This is a genomic window from Enterobacter sp. R-1.6.2 (assembly GCF_035064085.1).
GTDB classification, from domain to species: domain Bacteria; phylum Pseudomonadota; class Gammaproteobacteria; order Enterobacterales; family Enterobacteriaceae; genus Enterobacter; species Enterobacter asburiae_B.
Genome location: NZ_JASEYI010000004.1, coordinates 307,970 through 327,725 on the forward strand (window position 1 = coordinate 307,970; position 19,756 = coordinate 327,725).

17 protein-coding genes are annotated in these 19,756 nt (G+C 54.9%); 14 read left to right on the forward strand and 3 right to left on the reverse strand.

The genetic code is table 11. The features are described from left to right. Nucleotides 1-13: 13 nt before the first annotated feature. The gene (gene focA / locus QMN93_RS07085; protein WP_008499974.1) at nucleotides 14-871 is read right to left on the reverse strand and encodes a formate transporter FocA; all 858 of its coding nucleotides are present in this window, start codon (nucleotides 869-871) and stop codon (nucleotides 14-16) included. Nucleotides 872-1,277: 406 nt separating this feature from the next. Beyond that, nucleotides 1,278-3,038, reverse strand: a complete 1,761-nt coding sequence (gene ycaO / locus QMN93_RS07090; protein WP_033145089.1) for a 30S ribosomal protein S12 methylthiotransferase accessory factor YcaO — start codon at nucleotides 3,036-3,038, stop codon at nucleotides 1,278-1,280. A gap of 127 nt (nucleotides 3,039-3,165) precedes the next feature. Here ycaO and QMN93_RS07095 point away from each other — a divergent pair, with 127 nt between their 5' ends. The 13 genes from QMN93_RS07095 (at nucleotide 3,166) to QMN93_RS07155 (ending at nucleotide 18,094) form a co-directional block, all read left to right on the forward strand. Next, nucleotides 3,166-3,858 (forward strand): DUF421 domain-containing protein, encoded by a 693-nt coding sequence (locus tag QMN93_RS07095; protein WP_033145090.1) that lies wholly within the window; start codon nucleotides 3,166-3,168, stop codon nucleotides 3,856-3,858. 162 nt (nucleotides 3,859-4,020) lie between these two features. Next, nucleotides 4,021-5,109, forward strand: a complete 1,089-nt coding sequence (gene serC / locus QMN93_RS07100) for a 3-phosphoserine/phosphohydroxythreonine transaminase (RefSeq protein WP_029739497.1) — start codon at nucleotides 4,021-4,023, stop codon at nucleotides 5,107-5,109. A gap of 69 nt (nucleotides 5,110-5,178) precedes the next feature. After that, the gene (gene aroA / locus QMN93_RS07105) at nucleotides 5,179-6,462 is read left to right on the forward strand and encodes a 3-phosphoshikimate 1-carboxyvinyltransferase (protein WP_029739498.1); all 1,284 of its coding nucleotides are present in this window, start codon (nucleotides 5,179-5,181) and stop codon (nucleotides 6,460-6,462) included. Nucleotides 6,463-6,647: 185 nt separating this feature from the next. Beyond that, nucleotides 6,648-7,331, forward strand: a complete 684-nt coding sequence (gene cmk / locus QMN93_RS07110) for a (d)CMP kinase (protein ID WP_013097305.1) — start codon at nucleotides 6,648-6,650, stop codon at nucleotides 7,329-7,331. Between the two features lie 111 nt (nucleotides 7,332-7,442). Then, nucleotides 7,443-9,116: a 30S ribosomal protein S1 gene (gene rpsA / locus QMN93_RS07115; RefSeq protein ID WP_008499966.1), complete on the forward strand. Its 1,674-nt coding sequence runs from the start codon at nucleotides 7,443-7,445 to the stop codon at nucleotides 9,114-9,116. Nucleotides 9,117-9,286: 170 nt separating this feature from the next. Next, complete coding sequence (gene ihfB / locus QMN93_RS07120) at nucleotides 9,287-9,574, forward strand: integration host factor subunit beta (protein WP_008499965.1); 288 nt, start codon at nucleotides 9,287-9,289, stop codon at nucleotides 9,572-9,574. Nucleotides 9,575-9,789: 215 nt separating this feature from the next. Then, on the forward strand, nucleotides 9,790-12,054 hold the full coding sequence (locus tag QMN93_RS07125) for a ComEC family protein (RefSeq protein ID WP_182383248.1): 2,265 nt from the start codon (nucleotides 9,790-9,792) through the stop codon (nucleotides 12,052-12,054). A 36-nt stretch (nucleotides 12,055-12,090) separates the two neighbouring features. After that, nucleotides 12,091-13,839: a lipid A ABC transporter ATP-binding protein/permease MsbA gene (gene msbA, locus QMN93_RS07130; RefSeq protein WP_033145094.1), complete on the forward strand. Its 1,749-nt coding sequence runs from the start codon at nucleotides 12,091-12,093 to the stop codon at nucleotides 13,837-13,839. Continuing rightward, nucleotides 13,836-14,813: a tetraacyldisaccharide 4'-kinase gene (lpxK, locus tag QMN93_RS07135; RefSeq protein WP_087822273.1), complete on the forward strand. Its 978-nt coding sequence runs from the start codon at nucleotides 13,836-13,838 to the stop codon at nucleotides 14,811-14,813. The genes msbA and lpxK overlap by 4 nt, the downstream gene beginning before the upstream one ends. 44 nt (nucleotides 14,814-14,857) lie before the next feature. Continuing rightward, on the forward strand, nucleotides 14,858-16,087 hold the full coding sequence (locus QMN93_RS07140) for a winged helix-turn-helix domain-containing protein (RefSeq protein WP_064672219.1): 1,230 nt from the start codon (nucleotides 14,858-14,860) through the stop codon (nucleotides 16,085-16,087). A 45-nt stretch (nucleotides 16,088-16,132) separates the two neighbouring features. Continuing rightward, nucleotides 16,133-16,315: a protein YcaR gene (gene ycaR, locus QMN93_RS07145; protein WP_006174474.1), complete on the forward strand. Its 183-nt coding sequence runs from the start codon at nucleotides 16,133-16,135 to the stop codon at nucleotides 16,313-16,315. Continuing rightward, the gene (kdsB, locus tag QMN93_RS07150; protein WP_182383251.1) at nucleotides 16,312-17,058 is read left to right on the forward strand and encodes a 3-deoxy-manno-octulosonate cytidylyltransferase; all 747 of its coding nucleotides are present in this window, start codon (nucleotides 16,312-16,314) and stop codon (nucleotides 17,056-17,058) included. Before ycaR ends, kdsB begins: the two co-directional genes overlap by 4 nt. A 142-nt stretch (nucleotides 17,059-17,200) precedes the next feature. Continuing rightward, on the forward strand, nucleotides 17,201-18,094 hold the full coding sequence (locus tag QMN93_RS07155; RefSeq protein ID WP_047651301.1) for a YcbJ family phosphotransferase: 894 nt from the start codon (nucleotides 17,201-17,203) through the stop codon (nucleotides 18,092-18,094). On the opposite strand, the gene elyC is transcribed toward QMN93_RS07155, so the two are convergent. Beyond that, nucleotides 18,071-18,850 carry an envelope biogenesis factor ElyC gene (gene elyC, locus QMN93_RS07160; RefSeq protein WP_193138991.1) on the reverse strand — a complete coding sequence of 260 codons (780 nt, stop codon included), beginning with the start codon at nucleotides 18,848-18,850 and terminating at the stop codon, nucleotides 18,071-18,073. The two genes, QMN93_RS07155 and elyC, sit on opposite strands and share 24 nt — an antisense overlap. 124 nt (nucleotides 18,851-18,974) lie before the next feature. Here elyC and cmoM point away from each other — a divergent pair, with 124 nt between their 5' ends. After that, nucleotides 18,975-19,754, forward strand: a complete 780-nt coding sequence (gene cmoM, locus QMN93_RS07165; protein ID WP_023311004.1) for a tRNA uridine 5-oxyacetic acid(34) methyltransferase CmoM — start codon at nucleotides 18,975-18,977, stop codon at nucleotides 19,752-19,754. Nucleotides 19,755-19,756 lie beyond the last annotated feature (2 nt).

Sequence of the window (19,756 nt, forward strand, 5' to 3'; positions counted from 1 at the left end):
CCTGAGAAAACCATCAATGATGATCGTCGCCACGCAGGTAAATGACCCAGTATGTCAACCCAACTAACAGACCCCCACCGATAATGTTCCCGATAGTGACAGGGATCAGGTTATCAGTAATGAAATTCATAATAGTCAGGTGAGAGAAACTTTCCGGGGATGAACCAACTGCGGTCCAGAACTCCGGGCTTGCAAAGTCGCGGATGACAATGCCCATTGGGATCATGAACATATTCGCGATACTGTGCTCAAAGCCGCTGGCAACAAACATCGCAACCGGCAGAACCATAATTAAGGCTTTGTCCATCAGGCTACGACCCGAGTAGCTCATCCATACAGCCAGGCAGACCATCAGGTTAGCGAGGATGCCGAGAGCAACGGCTTCGATAAATGTGTGGTGCATTTTGTGGTCGGCGGTTTGCAGGACGTTAAGGCCCCAGCCACCGTTGGCGGTCATGTACTCGCCAGAAAGCCACATCAACAAAACAAAGAGCAGACAGCCAACCAGGTTACCCACGTAGACGTTAAGCCAGTTGCGTGCCAGCTGACCCCAGGTAATTCTTCCGCTGGCCTTTGCCACGACAATCAGCACCGTTGAGGTGAACAGGTCGGCGCCGCAGATGACGCAGAGAATCAGACCCAGTGAGAAGCAAATGCCGCCAATCAGTTTGGCCATGCCGAAAGGCATTCCGGCAGTACCGGTGGTGGCGGTGATGTAGAAGACGAAAGCGATAGAGATGAACACACCAGCCGTGATCGCCAGATAGAACGTCTTCATCGGGTGTTTCGTTGCTTTATAGACACCCGCTTCTTCGGCAACTTTGGCCATCGCAGCAGGGAGTAAAAGATCAAAAGGGTTGTCAGCTTTCACACTAACTCTCTCTTTATTAAGTCGGCGACGAGATACTAACAAAGCATTATAGAAGAGAAATTGATATAGATCATATCTCGCCTGGCTTATAGGCCCGCAGTGTGTATGGTTTTACAGCAAATGCGGAGTAAGTATTTGATTATCCGTATAAAAATAAATTTTAAAAGTTATGAAAAGAGTTGAATTTTTTCGTTCAGCCACCCCTGACGCAGTTAATTAATATGGAGTATTTACCATAAAAAGTAACAGTAAAGCTCAGGTAAATATTATTATATTTACCCATGTTTAACTTTATTATTACAATCAACAGTCATTGCCGAAGAAAATAAAAAACGGGGCAATGAAATTGCCCCGTAATATAGCCCAGACGATTGAATACGCCTACTGCTGGTAATGTTATGTGCGCTTATTTTGACCAGTAAGCGGCTTTTGCTTTCTGCAGTTTTTCGTAGGCCTTCAGCAGCGACTGATGCGCCGGGAAGGCTTTCAGATCGCTATCAACAGCCTGCAGGCCATAGAACGGCTCTTCGCCGCTCAGGGCTGCACTGGCTGCTTCTACGGCCTCAGCTCCGTACATCCGCACGAAAGCATTCAGGTATTGCAGCGGCTCGCGATCCTCTTCCTGGGCCAGCAGCAGCAGGGTTTGCAGGCAGCGGTAATAATTGGTGCGCTCGGCAGAGAAGACCGACTGGTTGAATTCCATGGTCCACTCGGTCCAGGCCAGGGCCTGATCCAAATCGCCACCCGCCAGGGCCAGCATCGCTTTCAGCTCACCGATGCGCAGGGTATACCAGCCGTTGTCTTTACCGGTCGCCAGGCCCAGCAGTTCGCGTACGCGGGTAAAGTCATCGTGGCCTTCTTCGTCCAGTTGGGCGATCAGGTTCAGATAATCTTCTTTCTCCCACTCGCTGCCCGGCAGAGCCAGCAGCGTTTCGCGCAGGTGCGCGCCCATGCTGTTATTCGCCAGCCACAGATCTTCAGCCGGGTAGATGTCGGACATGCCTGGAACAATAATGCGGCACGCGTAGACGCCAAGGTGTTCGTAGTCGGCAATATAAACTTCCCGATCTTCCGCGTTGAAGATCGCCATCAGCGTGGCGAACTCTTCTTCCGTGGTCCCGGCAAAGCTCCAGTCCACGAACGGATAGTCGGCGTCCTGCTTGAACATATCCCAGGAAATTAAACCGCTGGAGTCGATGAAGTGGGTTTCAAGGTTGGTATGCTCGGCCACTTCTTCATCGTCAAACGTTGGCGGGGTGAAGACGTCGAGATCTTTCAGGCTACGGCCCTGCAGCAGCTCGGTAACGGTACGCTCCAGCGCCACGCCGAAGTCAGGGTGCGCGCCGAATGAGGCGAAGCAGGTACCGTTGGCCGGGTTAAACAGCACCACGCAGATAACCGGATACTTGCCGCCCAGCGAGCCATCATAGGCAAAGATTGGGAAACCTTCGGCTTCCAGCTTAGCGATGGACTCTACTACGCCCGGGTAGCGCGCCAGCACGTCTGCCGGAATTTCTGGCAGGCTGATGGATTCAGCGATGATGCGGTTTTTAATGTGGCGTTCGAAAACTTCAGACAGACCCTGCACGCGCGCTTCATTGCGGGTGTTACCGGCGGACATACCGTTGGACACATACAGGTTGCCGACGATGTTCATCGGAATATACACGGTCTGCTCGTCAGACTGACGGGTGAACGGCAGGGCGCAGATCCCACGGTCTTCATTGCCAGACTGCAGATCGATCAGCATGCTGGCGGTCAGTTCGCTGTCTGGATCGTAGAAGGCACGCAGGCGCGCGTCGAGAATACCTTCCGGCAGCTCGTCATCTTCGGTCAGCGGGAACCATTTTTCATTTGGATAGTGAACGAACGGGCCGTTAGCGATGGTTTCGCCCAGCCAGAAGTCAGCGAAGAAATAGTTGGTGGACAGACGCTCAAAATACTCACCCAGCGCAGAGGCCAGTGCCGCTTTTTTTGTCGCGCCTTTACCGTTGGTAAAGCACAGGGCACAGTCTTTATCGCGAATATGCACGGACCAGACGTGAGGTACCGGATTGAGCCAGGAGGCTTCTTCGATGTTAAAACCCAGGTCGGTCAGTTTCTGCTGGAAGCGAGCGATGGAATCTTCCAGAGCGGCGTCTTTGCCGGGGATAAACGTTTGAGTCATGGCGTTCACTTTTATCGTACGTAAAGCGCGCAATGATACGGGTTTTGCGTGACGGGTGCTATCTTCGGCGAAAATAAATGGCTGGGCTATGCTTAGTGGCAGTAACTGACTGTTAAGGCATAGAAAAATGAAAGCATTTGATCTCCAGCGGATGGCGTTTGATAAAGTTCCTCCTGAATTTCTGGGCGAAGTGGCGCTGCGCAGCCTGTATACCTTCGTCCTCGTCTTCCTGTTTCTTAAAATCACCGGCCGCCGAGGCGTGCGGCAGATGTCGCTCTTTGAGGTGTTGATCATCCTGACGCTGGGCTCGGCGGCGGGTGACGTCGCCTTTTATGACGACGTGCCGATGGTGCCGGTGTTTATCGTTTTTGTCTCACTGGCGCTACTTTACCGTCTTGTCATGTGGCTGATGTCGAAAAGCGAAAAGCTGGAAGATCTGCTTGAAGGGAAGCCGGTCGTTATCGTCGAGGACGGACAGCTGGCCTGGGAAAATGTACAAAGCGCCAATATGACCGAGTTTGAGTTCTTTATGGAGCTTCGCCTGAACAGCGTTGAACAGCTCGGGCAGGTGCGTCTGGCAATCATGGAAACCAACGGGCAGATCAGCGTCTATTACTATCCTGACGACGAGGTGAAGCCGGGACTGTGTATCCTGCCGGATATGCTCATTGAGCGTTTCAGAACGGTACCGGCATCCGGCGAGTATGCTTGCGTAAGATGTAGCCATGTAGTCGCGATGCAGCCGGGGGATCGCCAATTATGCCCCCGCTGTGCAAATCCGGAATGGACGAAGGTTAGCCGGGCCAAACGTATCACCTGACAGCCATTTTGTCGGTTTTGTCCTGGCGAGGCGGCAGATTGTTTTGTGTGACGCGGGGCACATTTCACGGGTCATAAGTTTTAGACATTGCGGCGCGTGTCACTGAATGATAAAACCGATATCCACAGTTATAACTTATGGCTTTTAGCGTGGTGAGGGGAAATGGCTCAAGTCTTTAATTTCAGTTCAGGTCCGGCGATGTTACCGGCAGACGTGCTTAAACAGGCTCAACAGGAACTCTGTGACTGGAACGGTCTCGGTACGTCGGTGATGGAAATTAGCCACCGTGGTAAAGAGTTTATTCAGGTGGCGGAAGAGGCAGAAAAGGATTTTCGCGATCTGCTGAATATTCCCTCGAACTACAAAGTATTGTTCTGTCACGGCGGTGGACGCGGCCAGTTTGCAGGCGTTCCGCTGAATATCCTCGGTGACAAAACGACGGCTGACTACGTTGACGCAGGTTACTGGGCGGCAAGCGCCGTTAAAGAAGCGCATAAATACTGCACGCCGAATGTTATCGACGCCAAAGTGACCGTTGACGGTCTGCGCGCCGTGAAGCCCATGAGCGAGTGGCAGCTTTCCGATAACGCAGCGTATCTGCACTACTGCCCGAACGAAACCATTGACGGGATTGCCATCGACGAGACGCCAAACTTCGGTAGCGATGTCGTGGTTGCCGCCGACTTCTCCTCCACCATTCTGTCTGCGCCAATTGATGTCAGCCGCTACGGCGTTATCTATGCGGGCGCGCAGAAAAATATCGGCCCGGCCGGTTTGACTATCGTCGTTGTGCGTGAAGACCTGCTGGGTAAAGCACATAAATCCTGTCCTTCGATTCTCGATTACACCGTGCTGAACGATAACGATTCGATGTTCAACACCCCACCAACGTTTGCCTGGTATCTCTCCGGCCTGGTCTTCAAATGGCTGAAGCAAAACGGCGGCGTGGCGCAGATGGACAAGGTCAATCAGCAGAAAGCTGAACTGCTGTATGGCGTGATCGACAAGAGCGATTTCTACCGCAACGATGTGGCGAAAGCGAACCGTTCCCGCATGAACGTGCCGTTCCAGCTGGCGGACAGCAGCCTGGACAAAGTGTTCCTGGAAGAGTCCTTCGCGGCAGGTCTGCATGCGCTCAAAGGTCACCGTGTCGTCGGCGGCATGCGTGCCTCCATCTATAACGCGATGCCGCTGGAAGGCGTTAAAGCCCTGACGGATTTCATGATCGACTTCGAACGTCGTCACGGTTAATTTGCTGTTTTTCACCCCCGCAGCGTCCCTGCGGGGTTTTTATTATGTTGAGTTGAGAGTTTAGTTTTCATGGAATCCCTGACGTTACAACCTATCGCGCGGGTAGATGGCACCATTAATCTGCCTGGTTCAAAAAGTGTCTCGAACCGCGCTCTGCTGCTGGCAGCTCTGGCAAACGGCACCACCGTCCTCACAAACCTGCTGGACAGCGATGACGTGCGCCATATGCTCAATGCGTTGAAAGCGTTGGGCGTTCATTACACTCTCTCCGACGATCGTACCCGCTGCGAAGTGACCGGCAACGGCGGCGCGCTGCGCTCGGGCGAAGAGCTTGAGCTGTTTCTGGGCAACGCCGGTACCGCGATGCGCCCGCTGGCGGCGGCCCTGTGTCTGGGTAGCAACAACATTGTGCTGACCGGCGAGCCGCGCATGAAAGAGCGTCCGATTGGTCACCTTGTGGATGCTCTGCGTCAGGGCGGCGCGCAGGTTGAGTATCTTGAGCAGGAAAACTATCCGCCACTGCGTCTGCGCGGCGGTTTTACCGGCGGTCACGTCGAGGTGGACGGCAGCGTCTCCAGCCAGTTCCTGACGGCCCTGCTGATGACCGCACCGCTGGCACCGCAGGATACGGTTATCACCATTAAAGGTGAGCTGGTCTCCAAACCGTACATTGATATAACCCTGCACCTGATGAAAACCTTCGGCGTTGAGGTGGAAAACCAGTCTTATCAGCGCTTCGTGGTGCGCGGGGCGCAGCAGTACCAGTCTCCGGGTAACTATCTCGTTGAAGGGGATGCGTCATCCGCGTCCTACTTCCTGGCCGCGGGTGCGATTAAAGGCGGCACGGTAAAAGTGACCGGTATTGGCCGTAACAGCGTGCAGGGCGACATCCGTTTTGCGGACGTGCTGGAAAAAATGGGCGCCATTGTCACCTGGGGCGATGACTTCATCTCCTGTACTCACGGCGAGCTGAACGCCATCGACATGGACATGAACCATATCCCGGATGCGGCGATGACCATTGCCACGGCGGCGCTGTTTGCCAAAGGCACGACCACGCTGCGTAATATCTACAACTGGCGCGTAAAAGAGACGGACCGCCTGTTCGCAATGGCGACAGAGCTGCGAAAAGTCGGTGCCGAGGTGGAAGAGGGCGAAGACTACATTCGCGTGACCCCTCCGGCAAAACTGCAGTTTGCGGAAATCGGCACCTATAACGATCACCGCATGGCGATGTGCTTCTCGCTGGTGGCGCTGTCAGACACGCCTGTCACCATTCTTGACCCGAAATGTACCGCGAAAACGTTCCCGGACTACTTCGAACAGCTGGCACGCATTAGCACGCTGGCCTGATAACGTATTGCCGCATCGCCCGATGCGGCATTTGCTTACGCTTCATTACGAACACCTCCGCTCATTTCTTCTACACTCTGCTTCAATCATTCCGTAATTTGCACGCAAAGGTAACAGTTGCGCACGTTGGCGCGTATAATGCGCGGCGTTCATGTAAACGGTATGCCTTATTTAAGGAGAAAAAGATGACGGCAGTTGCCCCGGTAATCACCATTGATGGGCCGAGTGGCGCAGGGAAAGGTACTCTGTGCAAAGCGATGGCGGAAGCATTGCAATGGCATCTTTTAGATTCGGGAGCAATCTATCGCGTGCTGGCGCTGGCCGCGCTGCATCACCATGTGGATGTCGCGTCTGAAGAAGCGCTGGTTCCGCTGGCTGCGCATCTGGATGTGCGTTTCGTATCGACCGATGGCAACCTGGAAGTCATCCTTGAAGGGGAAGACGTGAGCGGCGAAATCCGTACGCAGGAAGTGGCGAATGCGGCCTCTCAGGTCGCGGCGTTCCCGCGCGTTCGCGAGGCGCTGTTACGTCGTCAGCGCGCGTTCCGTGAAGCCCCGGGGCTGATCGCTGACGGACGCGATATGGGGACGGTGGTATTCCCTGATGCGCCAGTGAAAATTTTCCTTGACGCCTCTTCGGAAGAACGTGCTCAACGCCGCATGCTTCAGTTGCAGGAAAAGGGGTTTAGTGTTAACTTTGATCGCCTTTTATCCGAGATAAAAGAGCGCGATGACCGCGATCGTAACCGCGCCGTCGCCCCACTTGTTCCTGCAGAAGATGCATTAGTTCTGGATTCAACCAGTTTAACTATTGAGCAAGTGATTGAAAAAGCGCTACAATATGCGCGCCAAAAACTGGCACTCGCGTAATCGCGACCGATTTAGCAGTACCCCCGCTGCAATGGATTGACGGCGGGTATGTGAAACAACCCCATCCGGCACGGAGCCAGGTGGACGTTAATATTAACCTGAAGATTAAACATGACTGAATCTTTTGCTCAACTGTTTGAAGAATCCTTAAAAGAAATCGAAACCCGCCCGGGTTCCATCGTTCGCGGTGTTGTTGTTGCTATCGACAAAGACGTAGTACTGGTTGACGCCGGTCTGAAATCTGAGTCCGCCATTCCGGCAGAGCAGTTCAAAAACGCCCAGGGCGAGCTGGAAATCCAGGTTGGTGACGAAGTTGACGTTGCTCTGGACGCAGTAGAAGACGGCTTCGGTGAAACCCTGCTTTCTCGTGAGAAAGCTAAACGTCACGAAGCATGGATCACGCTGGAAAAAGCTTACGAAGAAGCTGAAACTGTGGTCGGTGTTATCAACGGCAAAGTTAAAGGTGGCTTCACTGTTGAGCTGAATGGTATTCGTGCGTTCCTGCCAGGTTCTCTGGTAGACGTTCGTCCAGTTCGTGACACTCTGCACCTGGAAGGCAAAGAGCTTGAGTTCAAAGTAATCAAGCTGGACCAGAAGCGTAACAACGTTGTTGTATCCCGTCGTGCCGTTATCGAATCTGAAAACAGCGCAGAACGCGATCAGCTGCTGGAAAACCTGCAGGAAGGCATGGAAGTCAAAGGTATCGTTAAGAACCTCACTGACTACGGCGCATTCGTTGACCTGGGCGGCGTTGATGGCCTGCTGCACATCACCGATATGGCGTGGAAACGCGTTAAGCACCCAAGCGAAATCGTGAACGTGGGCGACGAAATCACTGTTAAAGTGCTGAAGTTCGACCGCGAGCGTACTCGTGTATCCCTCGGCCTGAAACAGCTGGGCGAAGATCCATGGGTAGCTATCGCTAAGCGTTACCCAGAAGGTACTAAACTGACTGGTCGCGTAACCAACCTGACTGACTACGGCTGCTTCGTTGAAATCGAAGAAGGCGTTGAAGGCCTGGTGCACGTTTCCGAAATGGACTGGACCAACAAAAACATCCACCCATCCAAAGTTGTTAACGTTGGTGATGTAGTGGAAGTGATGGTTCTGGATATCGACGAAGAACGTCGTCGTATCTCCCTGGGCCTGAAACAGTGCAAAAACAACCCATGGCAGCAGTTCGCGGAAACCCACAACAAGGGTGACCGTGTTGAAGGTAAAATCAAGTCTATCACTGACTTCGGTATCTTCATCGGCCTGGACGGCGGCATCGATGGCCTGGTTCACCTGTCTGACATCTCCTGGAACGTTGCAGGCGAAGAAGCAGTTCGTGAATACAAAAAAGGCGACGAAATCGCTGCAGTTGTTCTGCAGGTTGACGCAGAGCGTGAGCGTATCTCCCTGGGCGTTAAACAGCTCGCAGAAGATCCGTTCAACAACTGGGTTGCACTGAACAAGAAAGGCGCAATCGTAAACGGTAAAGTGACTGCAGTTGACGCTAAAGGCGCAACCGTAGAACTGGCTGACGGCGTTGAAGGTTACCTGCGCGCTTCTGAAGCTTCACGTGACCGCGTTGAAGATGCCACTCTGGTTCTGAACGTAGGCGACGACGTTGAAGCTAAGTTCACCGGTGTTGACCGTAAGAACCGTGCAATCAGCCTGTCTGTTCGTGCTAAAGACGAAGCTGATGAGAAAGATGCAATCGCAACTGTTAACAAACAGGAAGATGCAAACTTCTCTAACAACGCAATGGCTGAAGCTTTCAAAGCAGCTAAAGGCGAGTAATATCAGGTTCTCAGCATCTTTTGCGCTGTAACGCATTTACAGCGTGAAGGATGAGGAGCAAACTTGACAGATTGCAGGATTCGTCCTGTAATCAATAACAAAGGGCGGCTACGGCCGCCCTTGTTTAATGAGCTGTTCAGCTAATTGGTTTGAAAGGAACCGGAGGAATCATGACCAAGTCAGAATTGATTGAAAGACTTGCCAGTCAGCAACCGCATATCCCTGCCAAGGCAGTGGAAGATGCCGTAAAAGAGATGCTGGAGCATATGGCCTCCACTCTTGCCCAGGGCGAGCGCATTGAAATCCGCGGTTTCGGTAGTTTTTCTCTGCACTATCGTGCTCCACGTACCGGGCGTAACCCGAAAACTGGCGATAAAGTCGAGCTGGAAGGTAAATACGTTCCACACTTTAAGCCGGGTAAAGAACTGCGCGATCGCGCCAATATTTACGGCAACTGAGTTTAGCCAGACGGTTAAACTGGGTTCGAAAGAAAGCACCTGCGGGTGCTTTTTTTGTCTCTGTCGCTTTCCTTCTGAAGGTGCCCCGCATTTTTCCGTTTCGTTTTCTGCAAACCGATAAAAACAGCACAGCGCGCGCTGTAAAACGTACTTTTCCCATCTGACAATTCGCTCTGCCTGATTAGATACTACCCCTCTGAAACAGGGAGGTAGCAATGGGAATTCCCGCGCTTAGCATCTGCGTCATTCTGGCAATAGCCCCGTTACTCTGGTTACCTGAACTGCCATCACGTCATACCGTGTGGATAATGATTGTTGGCGGGATCGTGCTGGCCGCACGGCGAAACGTACGACTGAAGTATGCGGGGATCACGCTGTTATGTTGCGTGTGGGGTATTCTGGCTGCGAAGGAGAGCGTCTGGCCGATGCAGCATTTAACCACGGGGGCCGTGCAGGCTGAGGTAGCGATCGCCGCCACAGATGGCGCAACGCAGCATCAGGGAAACATTCTTAGCGTTGATGGCAAGCGCTGGTGGGCCTCTACCGGCATAACGCTGTATGGCAATTATCTGCCACAGAAAGCGTGTGCCGGTCAGCGCTGGACCATGACGCTCAGGCTCAGGCCTGCACACGGCGAGCTGAACGACGGCGGTTATGATTCTCAGCGCAGCGCTTTTGCCCGCCACCAAACGCTGAGCGGGCGTTTCACCCGTGCGGAACTCGTTGATGGACGCTGCAGCCTGCGAGCGCAATATCTCATGTCACTGCAAAACCGCCTTTCTGCTTACCGATGGGGGGCGGTTATCCTCGGACTGGGAATGGGTGAACGTCTGGATGTGCCCCGGGAAATACAAGACCTGATGCGTGAAACCGGGACGCTGCATCTGATGGCGATTTCGGGACTGCATATCGCGCTGGCGGCATCCCTCGCCTGGTTACTCGCACGTGGGCTCCAGTTTTTATTACCCAGCCACCGTATCCACTGGCAAATGCCTCTCCTGGCCGGGTTATGCTTTGCCGCTTTCTACGCCTGGCTTACCGGTCTTCAACCGCCTGCGCTACGAACGGTCATCGCGCTTGCTGTGCTTGCAATGTTGCGGATCGCTGCCCGACAATGGTCTCCCTGGCAGGTGTGGGTCTGCTGTATCGCGGCGATCCTGATAAGCGATCCCTTAGCCATACTCTCGCAGAGTCTGCTCTTATCTGCATTTGCCGTCGCCGCGCTGATTTTCTGGTTTCAGTGGCTGCCTCTTCCTGGCTGGCGCAGGGCACGATGTATACGGCCGCTGCTGAACCTGATCTATCTGCAGGTGGGCATGCTGATGCTGCTGATGCCGTTACAGGTTCTGATTTTCCACGGCTTCAGCATTTCTTCTCTGGTCGCGAATCTCTTTGCCGTTCCCCTGGTGACGTTTGTCTCCGTGCCGCTGATCCTGCTCGGTATGCTGCTTCATCTGTTGCCGCTGGCGGCACCTGAAAGCGTTGTCTGGTTCGCAGCCGATAAATCACTTGCGGGGCTGTTCTGGCTCCTCATGCGCCTGCCTGACGGCTGGCAGAGTGTCGATCAACGCTGGCAGTACATGACGCTACTGCCCTGGCTTATCATCATTGGCTGGCGCTTTCGTGCCTGGAAAACCCTTCCAGCCGTTTGTCTTGCAGGAAGTGTCTTACTGACATTTCCTCTCTGGCGAACGGAAAAAAGCGAGAGCTGGACGCTGCATATGCTGGATGTGGGGCAGGGGCTGGCGATGGTCATTGAACGGCAGGGAAAAGCCATTCTCTATGATACCGGGCTCGCCTGGCCGGGCGGGGATAGCGCGCAGCGGTTGATTATCCCGTGGCTTCGCTGGCATCACCTGCGGCCTGAAGGCATTATTCTCAGTCATGAGCACCTCGACCATGCGGGAGGACTCGCATCGTTGCAAAAAGCGTGGCCTGACGCGTGGGTAAGAAGCCCATTGCGCCAGGCGGGACATCGCCCCTGTTTTCGCGGGCAGAGATGGAAATGGCAGGGACTCTCCTTCACCGTCCACTGGCCCCCTGAAAATTACCCGGCGCAGGGAAACAACCATTCCTGCGTGGTAAAGGTGGACGACGGTGAGCAGAGCGTTCTGCTAACGGGGGACATTGAAGCGCAAGCGGAACAGGCTATGCTTAGCCATTACTGGCGTTATCTGACGTCTACGCTTATACAGGTGCCCCATCATGGCAGCAATACTTCTTCTTCATTGCCGCTGGTGCAGCGGGTGGAAGGTCAGATCGCCCTGGATTCAACGGCCCGCTATAACGCATGGCGATTCCCGTCGGCAAAAGTTGTCCGACGTTATCGAAAAGAGGGGTACATCTGGCACGATACCCCTCATTCTGGACAAATATCGGTGACATTCTCGCAACATCACTGGCAAATCCGGCGCTTGCGAGAGCAATTTTTACCCGTTTGGTATCATCAGTGGTTTGGCGAGCCCGTCGATAACGGGTAGAATATGCGGCTATTTCAACGAATGCTGGTTTTTTGAATGCATAACGACAAAGATCTCTCCACGTGGCAAACCTTCCGCCGACTCTGGCCGATGATTGCGCCCTTTAAAACAGGCCTGATCGTGGCGGGAGTAGCGTTAATCCTCAACGCAGCCAGCGATACTTTTATGCTATCGCTTCTCAAACCGTTACTGGACGACGGTTTTGGTAAAACGGATCGCTCAGTGTTGCTATGGATGCCTCTGGTGGTTATCGGACTGATGATCTTACGCGGCATCACCAGCTATATCTCCAGCTACTGTATTTCCTGGGTATCAGGGAAAGTGGTGATGACCATGCGCCGTCGCCTGTTCAGCCACATGATGGGCATGCCGGTCTCGTTCTTTGACAAGCAGTCTACCGGGACGCTGCTGTCCCGTATTACCTACGACTCAGAGCAGGTTGCCTCCTCGTCCTCAAGCGCGCTGATCACCGTTGTGCGTGAGGGTGCGTCAATCATCGGCCTGTTCGCGATGATGTTCTATTACAGCTGGCAGCTGTCGATCATCCTTATCGTTCTGGCGCCGATAGTTTCTATTGCTATCCGCGTCGTCTCAAAGCGCTTCCGCAATATCAGTAAGAATATGCAGAACACGATGGGGCAGGTAACGACCAGCGCGGAACAGATGCTGAAAGGGCATAAAGAAGTTCTGATTTTTGGCGGTCAGGACGTCGAAACCAAACGCTTCGATAAAGTCAGCAATAAAATGCGTCTGCAGGGGATGAAAATGGTCTCGGCCTCTTCCATCTCTGACCCGATTATTCAGCTGATTGCGTCACTGGCGCTGGCATTCGTCCTGTATGCCGCGAGCTTCCCTAGCGTCATGGAGACGCTGACGGCGGGTACCATCACCGTGGTCTTCTCCTCTATGATTGCACTGATGCGTCCGCTGAAATCCCTGACGAACGTGAACGCCCAGTTCCAGCGCGGGATGGCCGCCTGTCAGACGCTGTTCAGTATTCTGGATTCCGAACAGGAAAAAGATGAAGGTACTCGCGAGATTGAGCGCGCCCGTGGTGACGTTGAATTCCGCAATGTCACTTTCGCCTATCCTGGACGTGAAACGCCGGCGCTGCGTAATATCAACCTGTCCATTCCGGCGGGTAAAACCGTGGCGCTGGTAGGCCGTTCCGGCTCGGGTAAATCGACCATTGCCAGCCTGATCACCCGTTTCTACGATATTAACGAAGGTGAGATCCTCCTGGACGGTCATGATCTGCGGGAGTATACCCTGCAGTCGCTGCGTAACCAGGTGGCGCTGGTTTCCCAGAACGTGCACCTGTTCAACGATACTGTGGCTAACAACATTGCGTATGCGCGCACGGATGAATACAGCCGTGAGCAGATTGAGAACGCCGCGCGTATGGCCTACGCAATGGACTTTATCAACAAGATGGATAACGGCCTGGATACGATAATCGGTGAGAACGGGGTACTGCTCTCCGGCGGTCAGCGTCAGCGTATCGCCATTGCGCGTGCGCTGCTGCGCGACAGCCCGATCCTGATTCTGGACGAAGCGACCTCCGCGCTGGATACGGAATCTGAACGCGCTATTCAGTCTGCGCTGGATGAGCTGCAAAAGAACCGTACCTCGCTGGTGATTGCGCACCGTCTGTCGACTATCGAGCAGGCTGACGAAATCGTCGTGGTTGAGGACGGTATCATTGTTGAACGCGGAAGCCATGCTGATTTGCTGGAACACCGCGGCGTTTACGCCCAGCTTCATAAGATGCAGTTTGGCGAATGATTGCACGCATCTGGTCCGGTGAATCTCCGCTGTGGCTGCTGCTTTTGCCGCTCTCCTGGCTATACGGCCTGGTGAGCGGCATTATCCGTCTGCTTTACCGTCTGGGGCTGAAGCGTGCCTGGCGCGCGCCGGTTCCGGTGGTGGTGGTCGGTAATCTTACGGCGGGCGGCAACGGTAAAACGCCGGTGGTGATCTGGCTGGTGGAGCAATTGCAAAAACGCGGTATCCGCCCGGGGGTGGTATCGCGCGGATATGGCGGTAAAGCGGCGCGTTATCCGCTGCTGCTGACGGCGGAAACCACAACTGCCGAAGCGGGTGATGAGCCGGTATTGATTTTCCAGCGTACCGGCGCGCCGGTTGCGGTCTCCCCGGTGCGCAGCGACGCCGTTCAGGCACTGCTTGCCGAACACGCGGTACAAATTATTATCACTGACGATGGCCTGCAGCATTACGCCCTGGCGCGTGATAAAGAGATTGTGGTCATCGACGGGGTTCGCCGCTTCGGTAACGGCTGGTGGCTGCCGGCCGGGCCCATGCGCGAACGAGCTTCGCGTCTTAAGTCCGTTGATGCGGTGATTGTGAACGGCGGTGAGGCAAAAGCGGGTGAAATCCCGATGTACCTGCAGCCGGGCCTGGCGATCAACCTGGTGACGGGTGAACGCCGGTCGGTTGCTGAGCTGCCTTCACCGGTGGCGATGGCGGGGATTGGACATCCGCCGCGCTTCTTCGCGACGCTGGAACAGTGCGGTGCCCGGCTGGAAAAACGCGTTCCGCTGGCCGACCACCAGGCGCTGGTGGAAGGGCAGGTCGACGCCCTGACCGTACCCGGGCAGTCGCTGATCATGACCGAAAAAGATGCGGTGAAATGCCGTGCCTTCGCGAAAGAAAACTGGTGGTATCTGCCGGTTGACGCTGAACTCAGCGGCGAGCAGCCGGAACGTTTGCTCAAGGAACTGATTGCGTTGGTGAAATAAACGCTTACGCGGTTCTGGTGGCGCTTTGACTGACAGGATAACGCATGTCTTTACCGCAACTCTCGCTTTCAGCCGCACGTCATTTACACCTTGCCGCGCAGGGGCTGCTTAAAAAGCCCCGCCGCCGCGCGCAGCCTGCCGATATTCTCTCTACCGTCCAGCGCATGTCGCTGCTTCAAATCGACACCATTAACATCGTGGCCCGTAGCCCTTACCTGGTGCTGTTTAGCCGCCTGGGGAATTATCCTTCGCAGTGGCTGGATGAGGCGCTCAGCAAGGGAGAGTTAATGGAGTACTGGGCGCACGAAGCCTGCTTCCTGCCCCGCAGCGATTTTGCCCTGGTTCGCCACCGTATGCTTGCTCCGGAAAAGATGGGCTGGAAATACCGTCAGGCGTGGATGCTGGAACATGCGGCCGAAATTGAGCAGCTAATCGCGCATATTCAGGATAACGGTCCCGTACGCTCCGCCGATTTTGAACACCCGCGCAAAGGCACCAGCGGCTGGTGGGAGTGGAAGCCGCATAAGCGTCATCTCGAAGGGCTGTTTACCTCTGGCAAAGTCATGGTGATTGAGCGGCGTAATTTTCAGCGCGTGTACGACCTGACGCATCGCGTGATGCCGCACTGGGACGACGAGCGTGACCTGCTTACCAAGGAGGTGGCCGAGGCCATCATGCTCGAAAACAGCGCCCGCAGCCTGGGGATTTTCCGCACGCAATGGCTGGCAGACTATTACCGCCTTCGCCAGCCCGCACTGATACCGCTGCTGGACATCTGGCAACGCGAACAGCGCGTCATCCCCGTCACGGTGGAAACGCTGGGCGAAATGTGGCTGCATGCGGATCTCCTCCCGCTACTTCCTCTGGCCCTGGAGGGGAAACTTCAGGCAACCCACAGTGCGGTGTTGTCGCCTTTCGACCCGGTCGTCTGGGACAGAAAACGCGCCGAGCAGCTGTTCGATTTTAGCTACCGGCTGGAATGTTATACCCCAGCGCCAAAGCGCCAGTATGGTTACTTTGTTCTCCCGCTGCTGCATAAGGGGCAACTGGTCGGGCGTATGGACGCCAAAATGCACCGCAAGACCGGCACGCTTGAAATCATTGCGCTTTATCTGGAAGAGGGCGTCAGGGTGACGGCGAGCCTGGAAAAAGGGTTAACGTTCGCCATTAGCGAATTCGCGCGCTGGCAGGGTGCCCGCGACGTGACGCTGGGCCGGGTGCCCGACGGACTGTTTACATCCTGTCGAAGTGGCTGGGAAACAGGCACTCCCTGAAAAGGGAATGTGTTAAGCTTTAGCGATTACCCATACGGAGGAACTATGGATCACCGTTTACTTGAAATTATTGCCTGCCCGGTATGCAACGGCAAACTCTACTACAGCCAGGACAAACAGGAGCTGATTTGCAAGCTGGACAGCCTGGCTTTCCCGCTGCGTGACGGCATTCCGGTACTGCTGGAAAATGAAGCTCGTTCCCTGGTGGCAGAAGAGAGCAAACCATGAGTTTTGTTGTCATTATTCCTGCGCGTTATGCCTCAACGCGTCTGCCGGGTAAACCGCTGGTGGATATCAACGGCAAGCCGATGATTGTGCATGTCCTTGAGCGTGCGCGTGAATCCGGTGCCGATCGCGTGATTGTTGCTACCGATCATCCTGACGTCGCCCGTGCGGTTGAGGCGGCAGGCGGTGAGGTATGCATGACCCGCTCCGATCACCAGTCCGGCACCGAGCGTCTGGCGGAAGTGGTTGAAAAATGTGGCTTCGGTGATGATACGGTCATCGTGAACGTGCAGGGTGACGAGCCGATGATCCCGGCGGTGATTATCCGTCAGGTGGCAGAAAACCTGGCTCAGCGTCAGGTCGGTATGGCGACGCTCGCGGTGCCCATTCACCACGCTGAAGAGGCATTCAATCCCAATGCGGTGAAGGTGGTCATGGATGCCGAAGGCTATGCGCTCTATTTCTCACGCGCCACGATCCCGTGGGATCGCGATCGCTTTGCGCTCTCTAAAGAGACGATCGGTGATACTTTCCTGCGTCATATCGGGATCTACGGCTATCGCGCCGGTTTTATTCGTCGATATGTTACCTGGGCGCCGAGTCCGCTGGAGCATATCGAAATGCTGGAGCAGCTTCGCGTGCTCTGGTACGGCGAAAAAATTCACGTTGCCGTTGCCAGCGAAGTGCCTGGAACGGGCGTTGATACGCCGGAAGATCTTGAGCGCGTTCGCGCCGAGTTGCGCTAATCCCGCCTGCATCCCTCCTGTCGGAGGGATGTTCTCTCCCTCGATAATTCCTCTTTCTTTTTCCTAATTGTTCTCTTCCGGGTGACATCTCCCTTCAGGACGCTCATTATAAAAGCAGTAGTCTTAATGGGGGTAATCTCATATGGAACAGCTGCGTGCCGAACTTAGCCATCTGCTGGGTGAGAAATTAAGCCGGGTCGAATGCGTGAGTGAAAAGGCCGATACCGCGCTTTGGTCGTTGTATGACAGTCAGGGCAACCCAATGCCGCTGATGGCCAGAAGTTTCACCTCGCCGGGCGTTGCCAGGCAGCTGGCATGGAAAATGTCGATGCTGGCGCGCGAGGGAACCGTCCGTATGCCGACGGTGTACGGCGTGATGACCCACGAGGAACATCCCGGCCCGGACGTGCTGCTGATTGAGCGTTTACGCGGCGTGCCCGTTGAAGCGCCCGCGCGCACGCCGGAACGCTGGGAGCAGTTAAAAGACCAGATTGTCGAGGCGCTGCTGGCCTGGCACCGTCAGGATAGCCGCGGGCTTGTCGGTCCGGTCGACAGCACTCAGGAAAACCTGTGGCCGCTGTGGTATCGCCAGCGGGTGGAAGTGCTGTGGGGAACGCTTAACCAGTTCAGCAATACCGGTTTAACCATGCAGGACAAACGTATTCTGTTTCGCACCCGCGAGTGCTTACCGGCGCTGTTCGACGGTTTTAATGACAACTGCGTGCTGATCCACGGTAATTTCACCCTGCGCAGCATGCTCAAAGACTCCCGCAGCGATCAGCTTCTGGCGATGCTCGGGCCGGGGATCATGCTCTGGGCTCCTCGCGAATATGAGCTGTTCCGGCTCAGCGACAGCGGGGCGGCGGAAGGTTTACTGTGGCACTACCTTCAACGCGCGCCCGTTGCAGAAGCGTTTCTCTGGCGGCGCTGGCTTTACCTGCTCTGGGACGAAGTCGCGCAGCTGGTCAACACCGGACGTTTTAATCGCGCAAATTTCGATCTGGCAACAAAATCACTCTTGCCCTGGCTCGCCTGACGATCCTTTCAGCAACTGCCAGAGACGTCCGAGCGTCTCATAACCGACGCGATCGCTATGCATTAGCCAGGCCGGGGATGGGATCGCCCGTTCCCACGGGTTGAGCGGCGCGTCAATGGCCATCTGGTTTGCCGGTGCGGGAAGCGGGTGCAGGCCTTGTTTCTCAAAGAAAATCATCGCGCGCGGCAGGTGTGAGGCGGAGGTCACCAGTAAGAACGGGACATCGCCTATTGCCTGCTTCACTGCGGCAGCCTCTTCTTCGGTATCTTTTGGGCTGTCCAGGGTGATAATCGAGGAACGCGGCACGCCGAGTGATTCTGCGACCCTGGCGCCCGCTTCAGCCGTACTCACCGGGTTCGTTTTGGCTGCCGCGCCGGTGAAGATCATTTTTGATCCCGGATTTGCCAGCCAGAGGCGAATGCCTTCGTTTAGCCGCGGCAGGCTGTTGTTGATCAGGTTTGAACTGGGGGCCCAGTCAGGATCCCAGGTATATCCGCCGCCCAGCACCACGATGTACGCCACTTTCTGATTTCCCTGCCATGTTGGGTATTTGTTTTCGATGGGGCGTAACAAGCCATCCGCGACCGGCTGCAGGCTCAACAACAGCAGGACAAACCAGCCGAGCGTGATAAGCGTTTTGCCACTCTTCTTAAAGCGACTGAACCACACCAGCGCCAGCCCCAGCGCGATGATGATGAGCAGCAGCGGAAGGGGAAGCATCATCCCTCCAATGTATTTCTTAAGGGTAAAAAGCATCCTTTTTGGTTCCTTTTTTGACCATATAGCAGGGGATTACCCGTGATATTACACCAGAGAGGTTCATTCTCCGCGCGGGTGTGACAAAATAGCGGTTTTGCAGTTAGCGAGTGGAACTCTCCCAATGCGGGATCGCAATTTTGATGACATCGCGGAAAAGTTTTCGCGCAACATTTATGGCACCACGAAAGGTCAGCTCCGTCAGACGATCCTCTGGCAGGATCTGGACACCATTCTGGCTACCTTTGGTGGTCAAACGTTGCGCGTGCTGGACGCCGGTGGCGGTGAAGGGCAGACGGCGATAAAAATGGCCGAGCGCGGTCATCACGTCACGCTTTGCGATCTTTCTGCTGAAATGGTCGCCCGCGCGACGCGTGCTGCAGAAGAGAAAGGTGTGAGCGACAACATGCATTTTATACAATGCGCCGCTCAGGACATCGCACAGCATTTGGAAACACAGGTTGATCTGATATTGTTTCATGCGGTGCTGGAGTGGGTTGCCGATCCGCAAAGCGTGTTACAAACCCTGTGGTCTATGTTGCGCCCGGGCGGCACGCTGTCGCTGATGTTCTACAATGCTAACGGCTTCCTGATGCACAACATGGTTGCAGGAAACTTCGACTATGTGCAGGTCGGGATGCCCAAAAAGAAAAAGCGCACGCTTTCCCCGGACTATCCGCGCGATCCACAGCAGGTTTATGGCTGGCTGGAAGCGATTGGCTGGCAGATCGTCGGGAAGACGGGCGTCAGGGTGTTTCATGATTATCTGCGTGAAAAACACAAACAGCGTGACTGTTTTGACACCTTAACAGAATTAGAAACGCGGTATTGCCGTCAGGAGCCTTTTATCAGCCTTGGCCGCTATATTCACGTCACCGCGCACAAGCCGCAGATGCAAGGATAACC